General features: G+C 70.4%; 18 protein-coding genes. 13 read left to right on the top strand and 5 right to left on the bottom strand.

The window, feature by feature from the left end; all coding sequences use genetic code 11:
- Positions 1-16: 16 nt before the first annotated feature.
- Positions 17-1,324 carry an MFS transporter gene (locus I6N91_RS09945; RefSeq protein ID WP_198812396.1) on the top strand — a complete coding sequence of 436 codons (1,308 nt, stop codon included), beginning with the start codon at positions 17-19 and terminating at the stop codon, positions 1,322-1,324.
- 136 nt (positions 1,325-1,460) lie between these two features.
- On the opposite strand, the gene I6N91_RS09950 is transcribed toward I6N91_RS09945, so the two are convergent.
- Entirely contained in the window at positions 1,461-1,916 is a 456-nt protein-coding gene (locus I6N91_RS09950; RefSeq protein WP_198812397.1) for a DUF1844 domain-containing protein, read from the bottom strand.
- 348 nt (positions 1,917-2,264) lie between these two features.
- Here I6N91_RS09950 and infC point away from each other — a divergent pair, with 348 nt between their 5' ends.
- The 4 genes from infC to I6N91_RS09970 all read left to right on the top strand — a co-directional run bounded on the left by infC (position 2,265) and on the right by I6N91_RS09970 (position 5,171).
- A complete protein-coding gene (gene infC, locus I6N91_RS09955) occupies positions 2,265-3,347 on the top strand; it encodes a translation initiation factor IF-3 (RefSeq protein ID WP_374058936.1) in 1,083 nt (360 codons plus the stop codon).
- A 113-nt stretch (positions 3,348-3,460) separates the two neighbouring features.
- Positions 3,461-3,655 (top strand): 50S ribosomal protein L35, encoded by a 195-nt coding sequence (gene rpmI, locus I6N91_RS09960; protein ID WP_120166546.1) that lies wholly within the window; start codon positions 3,461-3,463, stop codon positions 3,653-3,655.
- A 92-nt stretch (positions 3,656-3,747) separates the two neighbouring features.
- The gene (gene rplT / locus I6N91_RS09965) at positions 3,748-4,188 is read left to right on the top strand and encodes a 50S ribosomal protein L20 (RefSeq protein WP_120166544.1); all 441 of its coding nucleotides are present in this window, start codon (positions 3,748-3,750) and stop codon (positions 4,186-4,188) included.
- 38 nt (positions 4,189-4,226) lie between these two features.
- On the top strand, positions 4,227-5,171 hold the full coding sequence (locus tag I6N91_RS09970; protein WP_198812398.1) for an RNA methyltransferase: 945 nt from the start codon (positions 4,227-4,229) through the stop codon (positions 5,169-5,171).
- 31 nt (positions 5,172-5,202) lie between these two features.
- Here the strand turns inward: I6N91_RS09970 and I6N91_RS09975 are convergent, their stop codons facing one another.
- Entirely contained in the window at positions 5,203-6,426 is a 1,224-nt protein-coding gene (locus tag I6N91_RS09975) for an MFS transporter (RefSeq protein WP_198812399.1), read from the bottom strand.
- Positions 6,427-6,689: 263 nt separating this feature from the next.
- On the opposite strand from I6N91_RS09975, the gene I6N91_RS09980 reads away from it, so the two are divergent.
- Positions 6,690-6,935, top strand: a complete 246-nt coding sequence (locus I6N91_RS09980; RefSeq protein WP_198812400.1) for a hypothetical protein — start codon at positions 6,690-6,692, stop codon at positions 6,933-6,935.
- Between the two features lie 101 nt (positions 6,936-7,036).
- Complete coding sequence (locus tag I6N91_RS09985) at positions 7,037-7,483, top strand: (deoxy)nucleoside triphosphate pyrophosphohydrolase (protein ID WP_198812401.1); 447 nt, start codon at positions 7,037-7,039, stop codon at positions 7,481-7,483.
- Between the two features lie 89 nt (positions 7,484-7,572).
- Here the strand turns inward: I6N91_RS09985 and I6N91_RS09990 are convergent, their stop codons facing one another.
- Positions 7,573-8,670: an Rv2578c family radical SAM protein gene (locus tag I6N91_RS09990; protein WP_198812402.1), complete on the bottom strand. Its 1,098-nt coding sequence runs from the start codon at positions 8,668-8,670 to the stop codon at positions 7,573-7,575.
- A 68-nt stretch (positions 8,671-8,738) separates the two neighbouring features.
- On the opposite strand from I6N91_RS09990, the gene pcp reads away from it, so the two are divergent.
- The gene (gene pcp / locus I6N91_RS09995) at positions 8,739-9,377 is read left to right on the top strand and encodes a pyroglutamyl-peptidase I (protein WP_198812403.1); all 639 of its coding nucleotides are present in this window, start codon (positions 8,739-8,741) and stop codon (positions 9,375-9,377) included.
- Positions 9,378-9,411: 34 nt separating this feature from the next.
- On the opposite strand, the gene I6N91_RS10000 is transcribed toward pcp, so the two are convergent.
- The gene (locus I6N91_RS10000; protein ID WP_198812404.1) at positions 9,412-9,855 is read right to left on the bottom strand and encodes a DUF4157 domain-containing protein; all 444 of its coding nucleotides are present in this window, start codon (positions 9,853-9,855) and stop codon (positions 9,412-9,414) included.
- A gap of 145 nt (positions 9,856-10,000) precedes the next feature.
- On the opposite strand from I6N91_RS10000, the gene pheS reads away from it, so the two are divergent.
- The 3 genes from pheS (at position 10,001) to I6N91_RS10015 (ending at position 14,987) form a co-directional block, all read left to right on the top strand.
- Positions 10,001-11,083 (top strand): phenylalanine--tRNA ligase subunit alpha, encoded by a 1,083-nt coding sequence (gene pheS / locus I6N91_RS10005; protein ID WP_198812405.1) that lies wholly within the window; start codon positions 10,001-10,003, stop codon positions 11,081-11,083.
- Entirely contained in the window at positions 11,084-13,627 is a 2,544-nt protein-coding gene (gene pheT, locus I6N91_RS10010) for a phenylalanine--tRNA ligase subunit beta (protein ID WP_198812406.1), read from the top strand.
- A 772-nt stretch (positions 13,628-14,399) separates the two neighbouring features.
- Positions 14,400-14,987, top strand: coding sequence for a neutral zinc metallopeptidase (locus I6N91_RS10015; RefSeq protein WP_198812407.1), 588 nt, complete (start codon positions 14,400-14,402; stop codon positions 14,985-14,987).
- Positions 14,988-15,002: 15 nt separating this feature from the next.
- Here I6N91_RS10015 and I6N91_RS10020 read toward each other — a convergent pair whose 3' ends face one another.
- Positions 15,003-15,968, bottom strand: coding sequence for a quinone oxidoreductase (locus I6N91_RS10020; RefSeq protein ID WP_198812408.1), 966 nt, complete (start codon positions 15,966-15,968; stop codon positions 15,003-15,005).
- Between the two features lie 130 nt (positions 15,969-16,098).
- Between I6N91_RS10020 and argC the strand changes: the two genes are divergently transcribed.
- Positions 16,099-17,130, top strand: a complete 1,032-nt coding sequence (gene argC, locus I6N91_RS10025) for an N-acetyl-gamma-glutamyl-phosphate reductase (RefSeq protein ID WP_198812409.1) — start codon at positions 16,099-16,101, stop codon at positions 17,128-17,130.
- Positions 17,127-18,296: a bifunctional glutamate N-acetyltransferase/amino-acid acetyltransferase ArgJ gene (gene argJ, locus I6N91_RS10030; protein WP_198812410.1), complete on the top strand. Its 1,170-nt coding sequence runs from the start codon at positions 17,127-17,129 to the stop codon at positions 18,294-18,296. The genes argC and argJ overlap by 4 nt, the downstream gene beginning before the upstream one ends.
- Positions 18,297-18,307 lie beyond the last annotated feature (11 nt).

Raw genomic sequence — 18,307 nt, forward strand, 5'->3', positions numbered from 1 at the left:
CAAGGAAGATGCCGCCGTGAACTTTGCCGTCTACCTGGAACTGCTGCGCATCGTTCCGGTCCGGAGGCTGCTGCTCGTCGGCATGGTCGCCCGGTTCCCCCACTCCGCCGCGGGGGTCCTCCTGACCCTTCACGTCGTTCAGACCCTTGACCGCGGCTACGCCGCCGCCGGGACGGTGGCCGCGCTGGTGACCATCGGCATCGCCGTCGGCGCACCCTGGCGGGGCCGGCGGGTCGACAGCGTCGGGCTGCGCAGGGCGCTGATCCCCTCGATCATCGCCGAGGCCGTCATCTGGTCGATCGCCCCGCGGCTGCCCTACGAGTGGCTCCTGCTCGCGGCGCTGGTGGGCGGGCTGTTCACCCTCCCGGTCTTCTCCGTGGTGCGCCAGTCCCTCGGCGTGCTGGTCGAGGGGCAGTCCCGCCGCACGGCCTTCACCCTTGACGCCATCTCCACCGAAACAATCTTCATGGTGGGCCCGGCTGTCGGCATCGTGCTCGCCACCCAGGTATCGACGGTGCTCGGCCTCACCCTCGTGGGCTTCGCCACCGCCGCGGCAGGCATCCTGCTGATGATCTACAACCCGCCCACCCGCACCGGACAGCCCGGGGCGCTTCCCGCGCCGAGCGACGCGGAGGATCAGGCGATGGCCGTCGAATCCGTGGTGGCCGCCGCACCCGCCCGGGTCAACGAGGCATCGGCAGAGTTGATGCCGCGCGCGGCGGTGCCGATGCTGCGGCGGGTGGGAGGCCGGGTCGGTTCCAGGTTCACCTGGGTCACCATCCCGCTGGCCGTCGTCATGGCGGTCGCCGCCGGGGCGGGCCTCGCGCTCTCCGGGACCGAGGTCGGCATTATCGCGACCCTCGAGCACACCGGCCGGGAGGAGCAGCTCGGTCTGGTTTTCGCCGCCTGGTGCGCCGCCTCGATCGTCGGGGGACTTCTCTACGGCGCCCTGCACAAGCCGATCTCACCCCTGGTGCTCCTGCTCGGCATGGGGGTGCTGACCATCCCGATGGCCTTCGCCACCGACACCCTGTCCCTGAGCCTGCTCTCCATCGCCCCTGGCCTGCTCTGCGCACCGGTGCTCTCCGCCGCCTCCGAGAAGGTCGCCGACCTCGTACCGGAGAAGCGCAGGGGAGAGGCCATGGGCTGGTACGGCTCGGCCCTGACCTCCGGCGTCGCCGTCGGAGCCCCGCTCGCCGGGGTGCTGATCGACACTGCGGGCCCGTGGGGAGGCTTCGTCGCCGTGGGCGTTGCCGCGGCGCTCATCGGCACCGCAGGGCTCGCCGCCCAGCAGGTCCGGCGCCGCCGGGCGCCCGTCGGCTGAGAGCCGGTCCCGAATGCCGGTCGGCTGAGAGCCCGTCCCGTACGTCGGGCCGTTGACCGCGGTCCTTAAACGCAGCGGCGGCCGGCCCCGTTGGAGGCCGGCCGCCGTCGGACCTGTGCCGGGCGGTGCCGCGGTGCTAGTTGACGGGGCCCGTGAACTTCTCGCCGGGACCCTTGCCCGGCGCATCGGGAATCACCGACGCCTCCCGGAAGGCCAGCTGCAGCGATCGCAGGCCGTCTCGCAACGGGCCGGCATGCTGGCTGCCGATCTCCGGGGCGGCTGCCGTGACGAACCCGGCGAGGGCGGTGATCAGCTTCCGGGCCTCGTCGAGGTCCTTGAGCTCCTCCGCGTCCTCGCCGGCGGCCAGTCCGCATTTGACGGCGGCGGCGCTCATCAGGTGGACGGCCGAGGTGGTGATGACCTCCACGGCGGCCACCTCTGCGATGTCGCGCATGTGCTGCTGGACCGACTCGTCGGAGCCGTGCTCCGGCGCCGCCTCCTCCGCGAAGCTGCGGCGGGTCGGAGAGGGATCGGAGGCGGAAGCCGGGGCCTCGGGCCCGGTTTCGGCGGGATTGCTGTTCGGAGTGCTCATACTGGTAAGCTTGTCACAGACCAACTGATCGTCGTTACTTCCAGCGCCCCCTGCGGGTATGGGAAATGACACGTTCAGGATGCAAGCGGAGTCCTCTCCCACCCGCGATTGCCTGGTGCTTCTTCGGGAAGTGCTTCAGGCAGCCGGGTCCAGGTCGGTGCAGCAGGCGCAACCCGCGCCTCAGCACACGCCGGTATCTGCCGGACGTGTACGCACTGATACCCGAGGCCTTCGATTGCGCATGCGATTGGAGGCCTTCTCCATGTGCAGGCGGTCTCCCCGGTTTTCAACAATCAGGAGCTACACATTAGCGAGCCAAGAATCAATGATCGTATCCGCGTTTCCGAGGTGCGGTTGGTTGGGCCTGCCGGCGAACAGGTAGGGATTGTCCGTATCGAGGACGCACTTCGACTTGCCGCCGAGTCAGACCTGGATCTTGTTGAGGTTGCACCGCAGGCCAAGCCTCCGGTTGCCAAGCTGATGGATTTTGGCAAGTACAAGTACGAAGCCGCGGTCAAGGCGCGTGAGGCGCGGAAGAACCAGACCAACACGGTCCTCAAGGAAATCCGTTTCCGCCTGAAGATCGACACCCACGACTACGAGACCAAGCGCGGGCACGCCATCCGGTTCCTCGGCGCGGGTGACAAGGTCAAGGCCATGATCCAGTTCCGCGGCCGCGAACAGCAGCGCCCCGAAATGGGTATCCGGCTGCTGCAGCGCTTCGCCGAGGATGTCGCCGAGGTCGGCGTCGTCGAGTCCTCGCCGAGGATCGACGGGCGCAACATGGTCATGGTGATCGGCCCGGTCAAGAACAAGGCCGAGGCGAAGGCCGAAGCCCGCCGCGCGACGCAGCGCGCCGATGCCAAGGCGGCGAACGAGGCGGCCAAGTCCGGCGTGCCCCGCGTCGACGTCTCCGGAGGCAGCGGCGCGCCGCTGACGCAGACCCTCGCGGACCTGCTGCCGGAGGGGTACTCGATCACCGGCAGCCAGCCGGAGGAGACAACGGCTCCCGCCGAGGCAGCGCCGGCAGCGCCCGAGCAGGCAGCACCCGCCCAGGAGGCGGCCCCGGCCGTCGTCGAGCAGGCAGTGCCCGCCGCCGAGCCGGCAGCACCCGCCGCCGAGCCGGCAGCACCCGCCGCTCAGCCGGCCAAGGCGCCGGCACCCCGGCAGGCACCCGCCAGGGCCGCCCGGCCGGCAGCCGCGGCATCAAAGCCCGCAGCCGCCCGCCCGGAGGCCAAGCCGGCCGCCGATGCAGCACCCGCGGCACCGGCAGCGCCGGCGCCCGCGCCGAAGCCCATGGCGGCACCGAAGCCCGGTGGCGCCCCGAAGCCGATGGCGGTTCCCAAGCCCGCTGCCGCCCCCAAGCCCGCCGGAAGGACGGCTCCCTCGAAGAGCCCGTCGAGCCGGCCGAAGCCTGGAAGCTCCGAGTAGGAACTTCCCAGCTCTTGGAATCCCTCCGGGTGACCAAGTAAAACCGCAGGCGCTCCTGGGCGCCGTCCAACCGCTGACACCCGTCCGCGGCTAGCAGAAGGAGATCGGTTCCCATGCCGAAGATGAAGACCCACAGTGGCGCCAAGAAGCGCTTCAAGCTGACCGGCAGCGGCAAGCTGAAGCGCCAGCAGGCCAACCGCCGCCACTACCTCGAGCACAAGTCGTCGACGCTGACCCGCCGTCTGGCCAGCGACAAGATCGTCTCGAAGGCCGACACCAAGGTCATCAAGAAGATGCTGGGCGTCTAAGACCACACCAACCATTCCGTCTTCGGGCACCGCACAGCGGAGGGCACCGCGGCCAGCAGGCCGGACGGACGAACTACTGAAGGAGTACGCACGTGGCACGTGTGAAGCGGGCGGTAAACGCCCACAAAAAGCGTCGGGTTATTCTTGAGCGCGCCAAGGGCTACCGCGGGCAGCGTTCGCGCCTGTACCGCAAGGCCAAAGAGCAGCTGCTGCACTCGTTTGTGTACAGCTACGGTGACCGCCGCAAGCGCAAGGGCGACTTCCGCCGCCTGTGGATCCAGCGCATCAACGCTGCATCCCGCGCGAACGGCCTCACCTACAACCGCCTGATCCAGGGCCTGAAGGCCGCGGAGATCCAGGTGGACCGCCGCATGCTCGCCGACCTCGCCGTCACCGACGCCGCCGCGTTTGCCACGCTGGTATCGCTGGCCAAGGCCGCCCTGCCCGCCGACACCTCCGCTCCCGTTGTCGCGGAAGAGAAGGTCGTCAAGGCGCCCCGGGCCACCAAGGCCAAGGCCGCAGCGAAGGCCTAGGTCCGTTGCCGGCACCGCCGGCTGCAGCCTGAAATTTCATGAGCATATCCGGACGCCCCCAGGCACCAGCGATGACCAACCCCCGAGCCGATCGGGTGAGGGAGGTCGCGCGGCTTGCGGGGCGTCCGGCGCGTTTAAAGCGGCGGCAGTTCCTCGCCGAAGGCCCCCAGGCGGTCCGCGAGGCGCTTCGGCTGCACGCGTTGCGCGGGGCCTCCGGCGGGCAGGAGGTCGTCACCGAGCTCTTCGCCACCGGCGCCGCCCTCGAACGCAACCCCGACATCGCCGCGCTGGCCGACGGGCCGGGCCTGCCCGCCGCGCGGCTGGTCACCGACGAGGTCCTCGCCGAGATGTCCTCGACCGTCACACCGCAGGGTCTCATCGCGGTCTGCCGCTTCATCGACGTCTCCCTTGAGAGCGTGCTCGCGGCGCGTCCTAAGCTGCTCGCGGTGCTGGTCGAGGTCCGCGATCCGGGCAACGCCGGAACCATCCTGCGGGCCGCCGACTCCGCCGGAGCCGACGCTGTCATCCTCACCGCCTCAAGCGTCGACCTTTACAACCCGAAGGCGGTGCGCTCGACCGCCGGCTCGCTCTTCCACCTTCCCGTGGTGCTGGGAGCCGACCGGGACGAACTCCTCGCGGCCCTGCATCAGCACTCCCTGACCGTCCTTGCGGCGGACGGGTACGGCGACGTCGACCTCGATGCGCTCCAGGACGAGTCCTCGGCACGCCGGCTAACCCAGGCCGGTACCGCCGTCGGCGCCGCGGGGGACCGGGCCCGGCTCGAAGAGCCGACCGCCTGGCTCTTCGGCAACGAGGCCCAGGGCCTCCCTGCTGAGCTGGTCGAGGCGGCCGGACACCGGGTGGCCGTGCCTATCTACGGGCAGGCCGAGAGCCTCAATGTCGGCACCGCGGCCACCGTCTGCCTCTACGCCTCGGCCCGCGCCCAGCGCCGGACACCGCCGGACGCCTCTTTCCCCGCCTGAGCGGCCCGCTTCCGGGCCCTGCCCCAGGGGCTCAGCCGACCGGTTCGAGGGTGCGCGCCTTGGCCCGCGCCGCCCGGGCGTCCATCCTGCCGCTGGTCAGCGCCACAAGGAGCCCCACCACGGCCAGCCCCGCCCCGACCAGGGCCGGCGCCGTGAATCCCCAGCCGGCGGCGATGACCGCCCCGCCCACCGCCGCGCCCAGGGCGTTGGCGATATTGAGTGCCGCGTGGTTCAGCGACGAGGCCAGCGAGGGCGCGCCGGGGGAGACATCGAGGAGCCGGGTCTGCAGCGACGGGATCAGGGAGGCGCCGCTGGCCCCGACCAGGAAGACGAACAGGAACGCCGTCGGCGGGAAGCGCATCGCCAGCGGGAACACCACGAGGACGACGACGATGACCGCCATGACCGCGTAGATGCTGCCCAGCACCGACCTGTCGGCGATCCGCCCGCCCACCACGTTGCCGACCAGCATGCCGACGCCGTACAGGGCAACGACCAGGGGCAGGACGCCCGCGGGCAGGTCGGTGACCTCGGTGATGATCGGGGAAATGAACGAATAGACGGCGAAGAAGCCGCCAAAGCCCACCGTACCGATCAGCAGGGTCATCCACATCTGCGGACGGCGCAGCGCGGAGAGCTCGCTGCGGATGCTCGCGTCGGGGTGCACCTCCTGCAGCGGAACAAACCGAAGGACCAGGAGGACGGTGGCGACACCGGCGACCGCGACCAGCAGGAACATGGAGCGCCAGCCGAACTGCTGGCCCAGCCAGGTGGCGAACGGCACCCCGACCACGTTGGCGATGCTGAGGCCGACCATCACCATCGAGATCGCCCAGGCACGCCGGGTCGGCTTGGCCAGGGAGGCGGCGATCACGGCGGCCACCCCGAAGTAGGCGCCGTGGGGCAGGCCCGAAAGGAACCGGGAGAGCAGAAGCATGCCGTAGTCGGCGGCCAAGAAAGAGAAGAGATTGCCGAGCGTAAACACACCCATGAGCACCAGCGCCATGGTGCGCTGGCGCCTGCGCGCCCCGAGCGTCGCCAGGACCGGCGCGCCGACGACGACTCCGATGGCGTAGGCGGAGATGACGTGGCCGCCCTGGCTGTAGCTCAGGCCGAGGTCGTCGACCATCTCCTGCAGCAGCCCCATGATGGCGAACTCGGTGGTTCCGATGGCGAAACCGCCGACGGCGAGGGCGGCAATGGCGAGGCCAAGCTGGCGGGGCGTAATGGCGGCGGCGGGCCGGGAGGAAGACATAGACGACTTTCGGCGTGAAGTGGATGTCGACGCCGGAACTCCGGCGGGTGACGCCGTTGTCTTCCCCCACTGTAGTGCGGGCGGGAGGAGTGCGCAGGTTGGATGGGTCACAGCACCGGCGGCTCCCCGCACGCCAGCACCGTTCCGCCGGCGCCGGCGTCTTACCCCACGCCTGCTCCCACGCCTTCCCCACTCCTTCCCGTGTCCGCGCGGCGCGCCGCGGGGTTCTGGTGCAAAACGGCGCGGTCTGATTGGCTTAAGGCATGAGTTGGTTCCACCCCAAAGACCAGTTGCCGGAGAGCGAGCACCTCCGGGAGGACATCAATCTCCCCGAGGCCGGGCACGAGTCCGCTGGGGAGTTCTCCGAGGAGGCGTACACCTCGACCCAGCTCAACGCGGGGCAGTTCGTTCCCGGGCTGAGCCCGCACGGCGAGTACCGGCACGAGCTCAATCCCGAGCACTTCGATGAGCCGGGCGACGGCCGGCTGGTCCACCCCGAGGAGAGCTGAGGGGCTGGACGGCTCCGATTCTGGTCTGACCTAGCGTTGGTGAGACTCCACGCTGGTTGGACCCGGGGCTGGTTGGACCCGGTGCTGGTTAGACTCGAGGCGTGACCCTACGCGAAACCGCTCCCGCGCTCCGACAGATCGTCGGCGCCGCCATCGTGGACTCCCTCGCCCGCCCCACCGCCCTCCTTGTGGCGCGCCGCACGGCACCCGAGCAGTTCGCCGGCATGTGGGAATTCCCGGGCGGCAAGGTGGAGGCCGGCGAGAGCTGCACCGACGCCCTCCACCGCGAGCTGAGGGAGGAACTCGGCGTCGATGTGAGCCTCGGCGCCGAGGTGAGCGGACCCCTTCCGGGCGGGTGGCCGCTGAATGCCACGGCGGTGATGCGGGTCTGGCTTGCCGAGGTGGCCGACGGCGACCCGCAGCCCCTCCAGGACCACGACGAACTGCGCTGGATCGACCTGGCCGACGCCCCGGCCCTGGCGGCGCTGCCGTGGATTCCGGCCGACCGGCCCATCGTCAGCGCCATCCTGGAGCTGGCGGGGTCCTAGGCCGGCGCTCCTAGTGCGGCGTACCGTCGGCGGCCCGCCGCGGGCTGGAACAGTGCGGGCTGGAACAGTGTCGGCTGGAACAGTGTCGGCTAGAACAGTGTCGGCTCGGTCTGCTCCGGCGGGGTGCGCGCACCCGGCCCGTTCCAGGCAATGGGCGGCCGAGACCGCGTGTCTCCCGCAGGTCCCTCCCCGGTGCCCTCCCGGCCGGCCGGGGCGCTGCGCATAAAGCCGGCTCCGGCCGGGAGCCCATGGCGTTTCCGGAAATAGCGGACCCGTCCGGTGAGCCACTGCGTGTACTCCTTCGAGGCGTAGGAACCACTCCCGTAGAGGTCGCGGTACCTGGGGAGGAGGTGCCTGTGGTTTCGGGACAACCAGTTCAGGAACCATTCCCGCGCACCCGGCCGCAGGTGAAGCGGACCCGCAGTGACTCCCGTGGCCCCGGCCGCTGCCAGCGCCGCAAAGAGCCCATCGAGGGCTTCATCGGTATCGGTGAGCCAGGGCAGGATCGGCATCGCCATCACCCCACAGGGAAGGCCGGCGTCCCGAAGCCTGCGGATCAGCCCGAGGCGCGCCTTGGGCGCGGGCGTCCCGGGCTCCACAGCTTCGGCCAGGGCCGCGTCGGTCAGCGCCAGGGAAATGCCCATTCCCACCGGTACGGAGCCGGCGGCGGCGGTCAGCAACGGAATGTCCCGTGCCAGGAGCGTGCCCTTGGTGAGGATTGAAAACGGCGTCCCGAAATCGGCGAGTGCGGTGATGATGCCGGGCATCAGGCGGTAGCGTCCCTCGGCCCGCTGGTATGGGTCGGTATTGGTGCCCATCGCCACGTGCTCGTGCTTCCAGGAGGGCCGGGCGAGCTCCCTCCGCAGGACCTCCGGGGCGTTGGTCTTCACCACGAGCTGCGAATCGAAGTCCAGTCCCGAGTCGAGGTTGAGGTAGCTGTGGGTCTTGCGGGCGAAGCAGTACACGCACGCGTGGGAACAGCCGCGGTACGGGTTGATCGTCCAGGAGAACGGCATGCCGGAGCCGGCATGCACCCGGTTCAGCACGGACTTGGCAACCACCTCGTGGAAGGTGATACCGGCGAACTCGGGGGTGCGGACCGTGCGGACGAGCCCGGCAAGGGGCAGCAGCGGTTCGGTGCCGGTGACCGGCAGGGCGGAGTCGGTCTTCTGAGCATCCCAACGCATCCCTGAATTAGAACACATATTCGAGTAAAAAGCAGGATGGGCGGGCCCGGATGGCCTACGCTGGTTTCATGATCCTCCTGACCGGCTTCGAGCCTTTCGGCGGCGAGGCCGTCAACCCCTCATGGTCGGCGGCCCGCGGCGCCGCCGACCGGCTGGCGTCCGAGGGGTACGAGGCCGCGGCGGTCGAACTGCCGTGCTCCTTCGCCGAGGCACCCCTGGTGCTCGCCGCGGCGCTGGAGCAGTTCCAGCCCCGGCTCGTGCTGTGCTCGGGGCAGGCGGGCGGCCGGAGCGCCATCTCGCTTGAGCGGGTGGCGATCAACCTCGTCGATGCGCGGATCCCGGACAACCGGGGGGAGCAGCCCGTCGACCGCCCGGTGCGGGATGGGGGACCGGCGGCCTACTTCACCTCCCTCCCAATCAAGGCGGCACTGGCACGGCTGGCCGGGGCCGGGATCCCGGCAGAGGTCTCGCAGACGGCCGGCACCTATGTGTGCAATTTCCTCTTCTACGCCCTGATGGATCTGCTCGCCTCGCGGGAGAACATCGCCGGCGGATTCATCCACGTGCCGTACTCGACCGGCCAGGGAGCCGTGCACGGCAAACCCGGCCTCGACGTCGGCTCGATGGCGACGGCGCTCGCCCTCATCGCCGTCACGGCGCTGGAGAACCCCGTCGACATCGAGGTCCCCGCCGGCGCCGAACACTAGCCCGGAATACCGATGGCCGGCGTCGCCCGTGCCGTCAGCGCCGGCGGATCACCGCGGCCGCAGCGGACCGCAGGCTGCGCACGGGGCGCTGCCGATAGCCGCCGTCGGCCAGGCCCGCATGGCGTTCGAAGGGGTTGAGCGAGGCGGGGTCCCCGGTGCGCAGCACCGACCACGCGGCGGCGGCGAAGTACAGCGGAAGGAAGGGCAGTCCCAGGCAGGCCGCGTACTGCAGGCTGTGCCGGGCCTCGTGGGTGAGCAGGGCCGTTCCCGCCCGTGAGCGGGGCCCGCGCAGGAATACGACGCTTCCTACGGTGAATGCCCCGGCAATCGGCAGCCGGCCGGTCCAGCCTTCGGCGATGATGATCCCGCCGGGCCCGGGCGAAAGGGTGCACCCTTTGGCCCGGGCGAGCAGCAGTGCGCAGGGGGTCGAGAGGTTCAGCCAGTTGAGGGCGCTGGCCACTGCGCCTCCGGAGCTCATGCGGATATCCTAGTTCCCGGTCAATTAGACTGGCCATGCCGGGAAGTTGGTGTTCAACCGCTGCTCCCGGAACTTCCCCGATCGGCTCCGCAGACTTCCTGCGTCCGCCGGACCCGCAAACGAGAGTGCTAGGTAAGCCATCCCGATGTCTAACTCCCACGAGCAAGTCGGGGCCGGGAGCCCCGGCGCCGAAATCCCCGACCCCCTTGATGCCGCGGCCGTCTCCGCGGCGGTCGACCGGGCCCTGGCCGACATTGCAGCGGCCGACACCCTCGATGCGCTCAAGGCGGTCCGGATTGCGCACACCGGGGAGAAGTCGGCCCTCAGCCTGGCCAACCGCGGTATCGGAGCCCTCGCCAAGGACCAGAAGGCCGCCGCCGGCAAGAACATCGGCCCGGCCCGCGGCAGGATCAACGCCGCGCTCGCCGCCCGCACCCTCGAACTCGAAGCCGAACGCGACGCCCGGATCCTCGTCGAGGAGGCCGTCGACGTCACCGCCGCCCCGCAGCGGCGGCGCATGGGCGCCCGGCACCCGCTGTCCACCCTGCAGGAACGCGTCACCGACGTCTTCGTCGGCATGGGGTGGGAGATTGCCGAGGGCCCGGAGCTCGAGTCGGAGTGGTTCAACTTCGACGCCCTGAACTTCAAGCCGGACCACCCGGCGCGCGAGATGCAGGACACGTTCTTCGTCGAGCCGCCCAGCGCCCACCTGGTGCTGCGCACCCACACCTCCCCGGTGCAGGTGCGCTCCATGCTTGAACGCGAGCTGCCCATCTATGTGCTGTGCCCGGGGAAGGTCTTCCGCACCGACGAGCTCGATGCCACCCACACGCCGGTCTTCCACCAGTTCGAGGGCCTCGCCATCGACAAGGGCCTGACGATGGCCGACCTCGTGGGAACCCTCGAGCACTTCACCCGGCAGCTGTTCGGAGCGGAGGCGAAGGTCCGCCTGAGGCCGAACTACTTCCCGTTCACCGAGCCGAGCGCCGAGCTGGACATCTGGCACCCCGGAGCCAAGGGCGGTCCGCAGTGGATCGAGTGGGGCGGCTGCGGCATGGTCAACCCGAACGTGCTGCGCGCTGCCGGGATCGACCCCGAGATCTACTCCGGGTTCGCCTTCGGCATGGGGATCGAGCGGGCGCTCATGTTCCGCAATGAGGTCAGCGACATGCACGACATGATCGAGGGCGACGTACGTTTCAGCCAACACTTCGGGATGGAGATCTAAGTGAGAATCCCCCTTTCATGGCTGCGGGAGTTCGCCGCAGTGCCCGCCGACGCCACAGCGGAAGGCGTCCTGGCCGACCTTGTCACCGTAGGCTTCGAGGAGGAGGCGGTCCACCGTCCCGTCGACGAGCTGAAGGGCCCCATCGTCGTGGGCCAGGTGCTCAGCATCGTCAAGGAACCCCAGTCCAACGGCAAGACCATCAACTGGTGCCAGGTGCGCGTCGTGCCCGAAGGCGCCGAACAGACCCTGACCGGTGAGGGCATCGACCCCTCGGGTGTGCAGGGCATCGTCTGCGGCGCCCATAACTTCGCCGAAGGGGACAAGGTGGTCGTTACCCTGCCCGGCGCCCTGCTGCCGGGCAACTTTGCCATCACCCCTCGCAAGACCTACGGCCACCTCTCGGCCGGCATGATCGCCTCGGTGCGCGAGCTGGGTATCGGCGAGGACCACGACGGCATCCTGGTGCTCTCCACCCTGGGCCTCGACCCCGAGGTGGGCTCCGACGCTCTGGAGCTGCTCGGACTGTACGACGAGGCCGCCGAAATCAACGTCACCCCCGACCGCGGGTACGCCTTCTCCCTGCGGGGCGTCGCCCGCGAGTACGCCCACGCCACCGGGACCAAGTTCACCGACCCGGCCGGCGCCGTCACCGTCCCCGAGGCCTCCGGGCCCGGTTACCCCGTGCGGCTCGAGGATTCGGACCCGATCTACGGCCGGCCCGGCTGCGACCGGTTCGTGGCGCGCACCGTGCGCGGCGTCGATCCGACCCGACCCACCCCGCCCTGGATGGCCGCACGCCTGCGGCTGGCCGGAATGCGCTCGATCTCGCTGATCGTCGACATCTCCAACTACGTGATGCTCGAACTGGGACAGCCGCTCCACTTCTACGACCTCGACCGGCTGTCCGGCGACATCGTGGTGCGGCGCGCCACGGAGGGCGAAAAGCTGAAGACCCTCGACGACAAGGAGCGCGCCCTCGACCCGGGCGACCTGCTGATCACCGACGCCTCCGGGCCGATCGGCATCGCCGGGGTGATGGGCGGTGCGGCGACCGAGGTCTCCGCAGCGACCGCGAACGTGCTGATCGAATCGGCCCACTTCGAGGAGGTCAGCATCGGCCGCTCCCGGCGCCGCCACCGCCTGCCCTCCGAGGCGTCGAAGCGGTTCGAGCGCGGCGTCGACTGGCACGTCGCCGACATCGCGGCCCAGCGCGCCGTCGAACTCATCGTCCAGCTCGCCGGCGGAACGCCCGACACCACCGCCACCGACGTCGGGACGGCCCCGGAGCCGCGCCGGATCGACCTGCCGGAGGGTTTCCCTGCCCGGCTGATCGGGCTCGACTTCACCCCGGAGCAGATCACCGGCACCCTCGAGGACCTCGGCGCCGCCGTCACGGCGCACGACGGCGGCCACCGGGTGCTACCGCCGAGCTGGCGCCCCGACCTCGAGACGCGCGAGGACCTCACCGAGGAAATCATCCGGCTCGTCGGCTTCGACAAGATCCCGTCCTCGCTGCCGACGGCGCCTCCGGGGCGCGGCCTCACCCGCCTGCAGCAGCAGCGCCGCCGCCTCCTGAACGCCCTCGCCGCCGCCGGGCTCACCGAGGTGCTTTCCTACCCGTTTGTCTCCAAGGTTTCCAACGACACCTTTGGATCCGCCGAGGAGGGCGTGCCGGCCCGGGCGGTGAAGCTGGCGAACCCGCTCAGCGCCGAACTCGGGTACCTGCGCACCTCCGTGCTGCCGGGACTGCTCGACATCGTCCGGCGCAACGTCTCCCGCGGGTTCCGCGACCTCGCCCTGATGGAGACCGGCCTGGTGTTCCTCCCCGGTGAATCCATGGGCACCGGGAGCATCCCGCCGCTTGGCGTGCGCCCGTCGGAGGAGGTGCTCGACGCCCTCTACGAGGGGATCCCGTACCAGCCGCAGCTGGTCGCCGCCGTCTTCACCGGCCATGAAGCGCCCGCCGGCCCGGGCCTGGCGCCGCGGGCGTGGGACTGGGCCGACGCAGTGGATGCCGTGCGCCTGATGGGGGAGGTCACCGGTGTCGACCTCGTCGTCGAGCAGGGCGCGCACCAGGCCTTCCATCCCGGGCGCACCGCACGCATCCGGCTGCGCAGCGGGGAAGTCCTTGGCTACGCGGGAGAACTGCACCCGAAGCTCACGGCGGCCTCGGACCTTCCGGCCCGGACCGTCGCGCTTGAAATCAACGCCGACCTGCTGTTCGAGGCGGCCCCGGATGTCATCGTGGCGCGGGACCTCTCCGCCTTCCCGGCGTCCACCCAGGACGTGGCGCTGGTCGTCGGGGACGACGTCCCGTCCTCGGCCGTGCTTGAAGCCCTGCGCGAGGGGGCGGGGGACCTCCTCGAGGACCTGAGCCTGTTCGACGTGTACTCAGGCCCGGGCATCGACGAGGGGAAGAAGTCCCTCGCCTTCGCCCTGCGCTTCCGCGCGCCGGACCGCACGCTCACCGTCGAGGAGGCGAGTGCCGCCCGCGGCTCTGCCATCGCGGTGGCCGCCGAACGGTTCGGTGCCTTCCAGCGCTGAGGCAAGACGGCGGCACCGGGGCAGTTCACATGCACCCGGTGCCGCCGGCGTCCTCCGGCGAAATGCTTCACCGCCGGGGGTGGAGGGAGTTCTGTCACCGACGCGTCACGTAACCGGCTCGCGGGCCAAGCGCGGGCATTCAGGCCTAAAATTGTTCCTACGGCAACCACTCTGGTTGCGACGGTGAACCTTTGGGCCCGGCTCCCTTCCCAGCGGCCTCTGATCGAGTGGGGAACCGGGACGTTTCAGGCGGTGGCGCGCCTCCACCAGCTGATGCAGGCCCCGGGGAGGCCCAAGGCACCACGACATCCCTGTTGGAAGCTCAAGCCATGCCCGGTACCCGCTCGTTTTCCGCTGGCCTGCTCGCCCTCTGCCTGATCACCGCCTGCACGCCCCCTCCGGCGCAGACGAGCGTGCCGGAGGCTTCACCGTCAACGGCCGGAACGTCTTCCCTCTACGGGTCGGGAGGGGCCCGGGACCAGGCCCCAAAGCGCTGGTACCCTATGTCCGCGCCGCCTGCGCCACCGTCGGATCCGACCGGTGCCGGGCCGGCGGTCCAGGCCCCCGGGTGCACCCGGGGGGACGAGCCCGTCTGTCTGCTGGCTCTATCTCCGGCGCCGCCGGGACGGCTTCCGCCCGCCAGCGGGATAAATGACCCGGCGGTCCCCGCAACCGTGCGGGCCTACCTTCTGGCGGTGCTCAGGGACCTTATCGGAAATGGATTGCCTGGTTCGGCGAGAACGGTTTCGGGAGACCGGAGGTCTACTACACGATGATCCGTGAGGGGAAGACCCATCCCTCGAACTGCAGGAATCCCCGCACCCGGCACCGCATCGCCGTCGAGCACGACCACCCCAACGCTTATTACTGCCCGGCCGATCCCTACGACCCCGGCGACCCCACCGGCACCCTGGGCATCAGCGACTCGGACAACGGCATGATCATCCTGCCGGTGACAACCCTCCAGCGGCTGTGGGACGCCGACCGCGGCGCAGGAGGCACCGGCGACTTTGCCGTGGCGTTGGTGCTCGCCCACGAATTCGGCCACCATGTGCAGGACGAACTGGCGATCCACTGGTTCGAGAAGTTTGCGGTCCCGATCCCCGAATTCACCGGAGCACATAAGGAACTGATTGCCGACTGCTTCGCCGGTGCCTGGGCAGCCAACTCGCAGGCCCCCAGCTCCCTGGATGCGCCAGCCGTCGATCAGGCACTGGCCTCGGTCGCGGCCATGGGAGCCCGCCAGCCGGGTGCCGGGTACGGATCGGGCAGGGAGCGGCGGGAGGCGTTCCTCCTGGGAGCCGCCGGAAAAGGTTCAACGAGCGGCCCCCAGGCCTGCCTCACGGCGTACTGGGGCTGATCCCGCCGCCGGGGCTCAGGGGATCAGGAGCACCTTCCCGGTGGTCCGGCGGGCCTGAAGGTCCTCATGGGCGCGCGCGGCCTCCGCCAGGGGATACCTCGCTCCGATCCGGACCGTCAGGGCACCGGTGGAGACGGCATCGAACAACTCGCCGGCCCGCCAGCGGCGCTCCTCGGCGGTGAGCAGGTAGTGGCCGAGCGTCGGCCTGGTCAGGAACAGCGACCCGCCCCGGTTCAGCCGCTGCGGGTCGACCGGGGGGACCGCGCCCGACGCCGCCCCGAAGAGGACCATGGTGCCGCGCACCCGCAGCGAGTCCAGCGAGCCGTCGAAGGTGCTCTTGCCCACCCCGTCGTACACGACATCGACGCCGGTGCCGCCGGTGAGCTCCCGGACCGCCTCGGCGAACCCGTCATACCGGAGCACCTCATCCGCCCCGGCGCCGCGGGCCAGTTCCTCCTTCTCCGCGGTGGACACCGTCGTGATCACCCGCGCGCCCTTGGCCTTGAGCAGCTGGATCAGCAGCAGGCCCACACCACCGGCCCCCGCATGGGCCAGCACCGTCTGGCCGGAAGCCACCGGGAAGGTGGAGTTGATGAGGTAGTGCGCCGTCAGGCCCTGCAGGGGGGCGGCGGCGGCCGTCTCCAGGTCCACGCCGTCGGGCACCGGCAGTGCCTTGTCCGCCTCCACCAGCGCGTACTGGGCGTAGGTGCCGGTGCCCTCGGCGAAGGCCACCCGGTCTCCCACCGCGAATCCCGCAGCGGAAGGCCCAAGGCCCACCACGACGCCGGCGGCCTCGGCACCCAGGGGGAAGGGCAGCTCAAGGGGGTAGGCGCCGCTGCGCTGGTAGGTCTCGATGAAGTTGACGCCGGCCGCGGCGACCTCGACCAGCAGTTGGGTGCCCTGCGGTTCCGGGCGCGGCACCTCGGTGCTGGTCAGGACTCCGGGGCCGCCGGTCTCGGTGAGGAGGATGGCCTTCGCCATGGTGGGGCTCCGTTCGTTGGGGTAAATCCTCATGCTAGGCGCGGTCCGCTTCGTCCGCCATCCGACCACCGCCCTCGATCGTGTGCATAACTATGTGGAGGTCTGCATAAATCTGCCGTATGCTTGCGGAATGAGTCTTTCAGTTGCCGTGTCGGGAGCCAGCGGGTACGCCGGCGGGGAGCTGCTGCGGCTCCTCGCATCGCATCCGCAGGTGAAAATCGGCGCCATCACCGCCCACAGCAACGCCGGCGAGCGGCTCGGTGCGCTCCAGCCGCACCTCCACGCGCTCGCCGACCGGGTCCTCGAGGAGACCTCGGCCGAGACGCTCAAGGGGCACGACGTCGTCTTCCTCGCCCTTCCCCACGGTGCCAGCGCCGGCCTCGCCGCCGAGCTGTCCCCGGACACCCTCGTCATCGACGCCGGAGCCGACCACCGCCTCGAGGACCCCGCCGCGTGGGAGGCCTTTTACGGCTCGGTGCACGCAGGTACCTGGCCGTACGGACTGCCCGAGCTCCCCGGACACCGGGAGGCACTGCGCGGCGCCCGCCGGATCGCCGTGCCCGGCTGCTACCCGACCTCCGCCCTGCTCGCCCTCGTCCCCGGGTTCGCGGCGGGCCTGCTGGAGCCCGACGACGTCGTCATCGTCTCCGCCTCGGGCACCTCGGGGGCGGGAAAGGCCGCCAAGGCACACCTCCTCGGCTCCGAAGTGATGGGTGGAATGAGCCCGTACGGCGTCGGCGGAAGCCACCGGCACACTCCGGAGATCGAACAGGGTCTCAGCGCCGCCGCGGGGGAGGCGGTGCGGATTTCCTTCACCCCGACCCTCGCCCCCATGGCGCGCGGCATCCTCACCACGGCGACGGCGCGGGTGCGTCCGGGCACCACGGCGGAGGCGCTGCGGGCCGCCTGGGCCGACGCCTACGGCGCCGAGCCCTTCGTGCGGCTCCTGGCGGAGGGGCAGTGGCCGGCCACGAAGGCGGTGCTGGGCTCCAACTACGCCAACCTCCAGCTCGCCTTCGACGCGCACGCCGGGCGGGTGATCGTCAGCTGCGTCATCGACAACCTCACCAAGGGAACCGCCGGCGGGGCCGTCCAGTCAATGAACATCGCCCTCGGACTCGACGAGACCGCGGGCCTGACCCTCCAGGGGACAGCACCATGAGCATCACCACCCCGGGCGGCTTCCGCGCCGCCGGCGTTGCCGCGGGCCTGAAGGCCTCCGGCGGCTCCGACGTCGCCCTCGTCGTCAATGACGGGCCACTGAAGCACGCCGCGGCGGTCTTCACCTCCAACCGGGTCGCCGCGGCGCCGGTGCTCTGGTCGCGCCAGGTCGTCTCGGACGGCCGGGTCGACGCGGTCGTCCTGAACTCCGGGGGAGCCAACGCCTGCACCGGCCCGGAGGGATTCGCCAACACCCACCGCACGGCCGAGGCCACGGCGGACCTGCTGGGCGTCTCCGCGACGGACGTCTTCGTCTGCTCCACCGGGCTGATCGGGGAGCAGCTGCCGATGGACAAGCTGCTGGCGGGCGTCTCGGAGGCAGCCGGAAACCTCAGCTCCGCCGGAGGCCCGGCCGCCGCCGAGGCCATTATGACCACGGACACCGTTCCCAAGGAGGGGCGCTATCCGGCTTCCCCCGACACCGCGAGCGAGGGGTACTCGATCGGGGGGATGGCCAAGGGTGCGGGAATGCTTGCTCCCGGGCTCGCGACCATGCTCGTGGTGCTCACCACCGACGCCGTGCTCTCCCCGGTGCAGCTCGACGCAGCGCTGCGGGCCGCCGTGCGGGTCAGCTTCGACCGGACCGACGCCGACGGGTGCATGTCGACCAACGACACCGTGGTGCTGCTCGCCTCGGGAGCCAGCGGAGTTGTCCCCGATCCGGACCAGTTCGCCTCCGCGCTGACCGGCGTCTGCCTCGACCTTGCCGCCCAGCTGATCACCGACGCCGAGGGGGCCAGCCACACCATCGCCATCACCACGGTCCGTGCAGCCTCCGAGGCCGACGCCGAAACCGTGGGGCGCGCAGTGGCACGCTCGAACCTCTTCAAGACGGCGATCTTCGGCAATGACCCCAACTGGGGGCGGGTCCTGGCGGCCGTGGGCACCACCGACGCAGCGTTCGAACCCGACCGCCTGAACGTGTCGATGAACGGGGTGCAGATCTGCCGCAACGGCGGCATCGGAGACTCCCGTGACCTCGTCGACCTGTCGGGCCGGGAGGTCGCCGTGGAGATCGACCTCGCGGCCGGGGCGGCCAGCGCCACCATCTGGACCAACGACCTCACGCACGAATACGTGCATGAGAACTCCGCCTACTCGAGCTGAGAGAAGGACCG

The organism is Arthrobacter sp. MSA 4-2, from assembly GCF_016405885.1.
Classification (GTDB): Bacteria; Actinomycetota; Actinomycetes; order Actinomycetales; family Micrococcaceae; genus Arthrobacter_D.

Excerpts from the sequence above, each read along its gene's own strand:
- I6N91_RS10015 (WP_198812407.1), top strand. The coding sequence starts at position 14,400 with ATGATCCGTGAGGGGAAGACCCATCCCTCGAACTGCAGGAATCCCCGC.
- I6N91_RS09970 (WP_198812398.1), top strand. The coding sequence starts at position 4,227 with ATGAGCATATCCGGACGCCCCCAGGCACCAGCGATGACCAACCCCCGA.
- I6N91_RS09975 (WP_198812399.1), bottom strand. The coding sequence starts at position 6,426 with ATGTCTTCCTCCCGGCCCGCCGCCGCCATTACGCCCCGCCAGCTTGGC.
- I6N91_RS10000 (WP_198812404.1), bottom strand. The coding sequence starts at position 9,855 with ATGAGCTCCGGAGGCGCAGTGGCCAGCGCCCTCAACTGGCTGAACCTC.
- rpmI (WP_120166546.1), top strand. The coding sequence starts at position 3,461 with ATGCCGAAGATGAAGACCCACAGTGGCGCCAAGAAGCGCTTCAAGCTG.
- I6N91_RS09980 (WP_198812400.1), top strand. The coding sequence starts at position 6,690 with ATGAGTTGGTTCCACCCCAAAGACCAGTTGCCGGAGAGCGAGCACCTC.
- argC (WP_198812409.1), top strand. The coding sequence starts at position 16,099 with ATGAGTCTTTCAGTTGCCGTGTCGGGAGCCAGCGGGTACGCCGGCGGG.
- argJ (WP_198812410.1), top strand. The coding sequence starts at position 17,127 with ATGAGCATCACCACCCCGGGCGGCTTCCGCGCCGCCGGCGTTGCCGCG.
- I6N91_RS10020 (WP_198812408.1), bottom strand. The coding sequence starts at position 15,968 with ATGGCGAAGGCCATCCTCCTCACCGAGACCGGCGGCCCCGGAGTCCTG.
- I6N91_RS09990 (WP_198812402.1), bottom strand. The coding sequence starts at position 8,670 with ATGCGTTGGGATGCTCAGAAGACCGACTCCGCCCTGCCGGTCACCGGC.
- I6N91_RS09950 (WP_198812397.1), bottom strand. The coding sequence starts at position 1,916 with ATGAGCACTCCGAACAGCAATCCCGCCGAAACCGGGCCCGAGGCCCCG.
- pheS (WP_198812405.1), top strand. The coding sequence starts at position 10,001 with ATGTCTAACTCCCACGAGCAAGTCGGGGCCGGGAGCCCCGGCGCCGAA.
- pcp (WP_198812403.1), top strand. The coding sequence starts at position 8,739 with ATGATCCTCCTGACCGGCTTCGAGCCTTTCGGCGGCGAGGCCGTCAAC.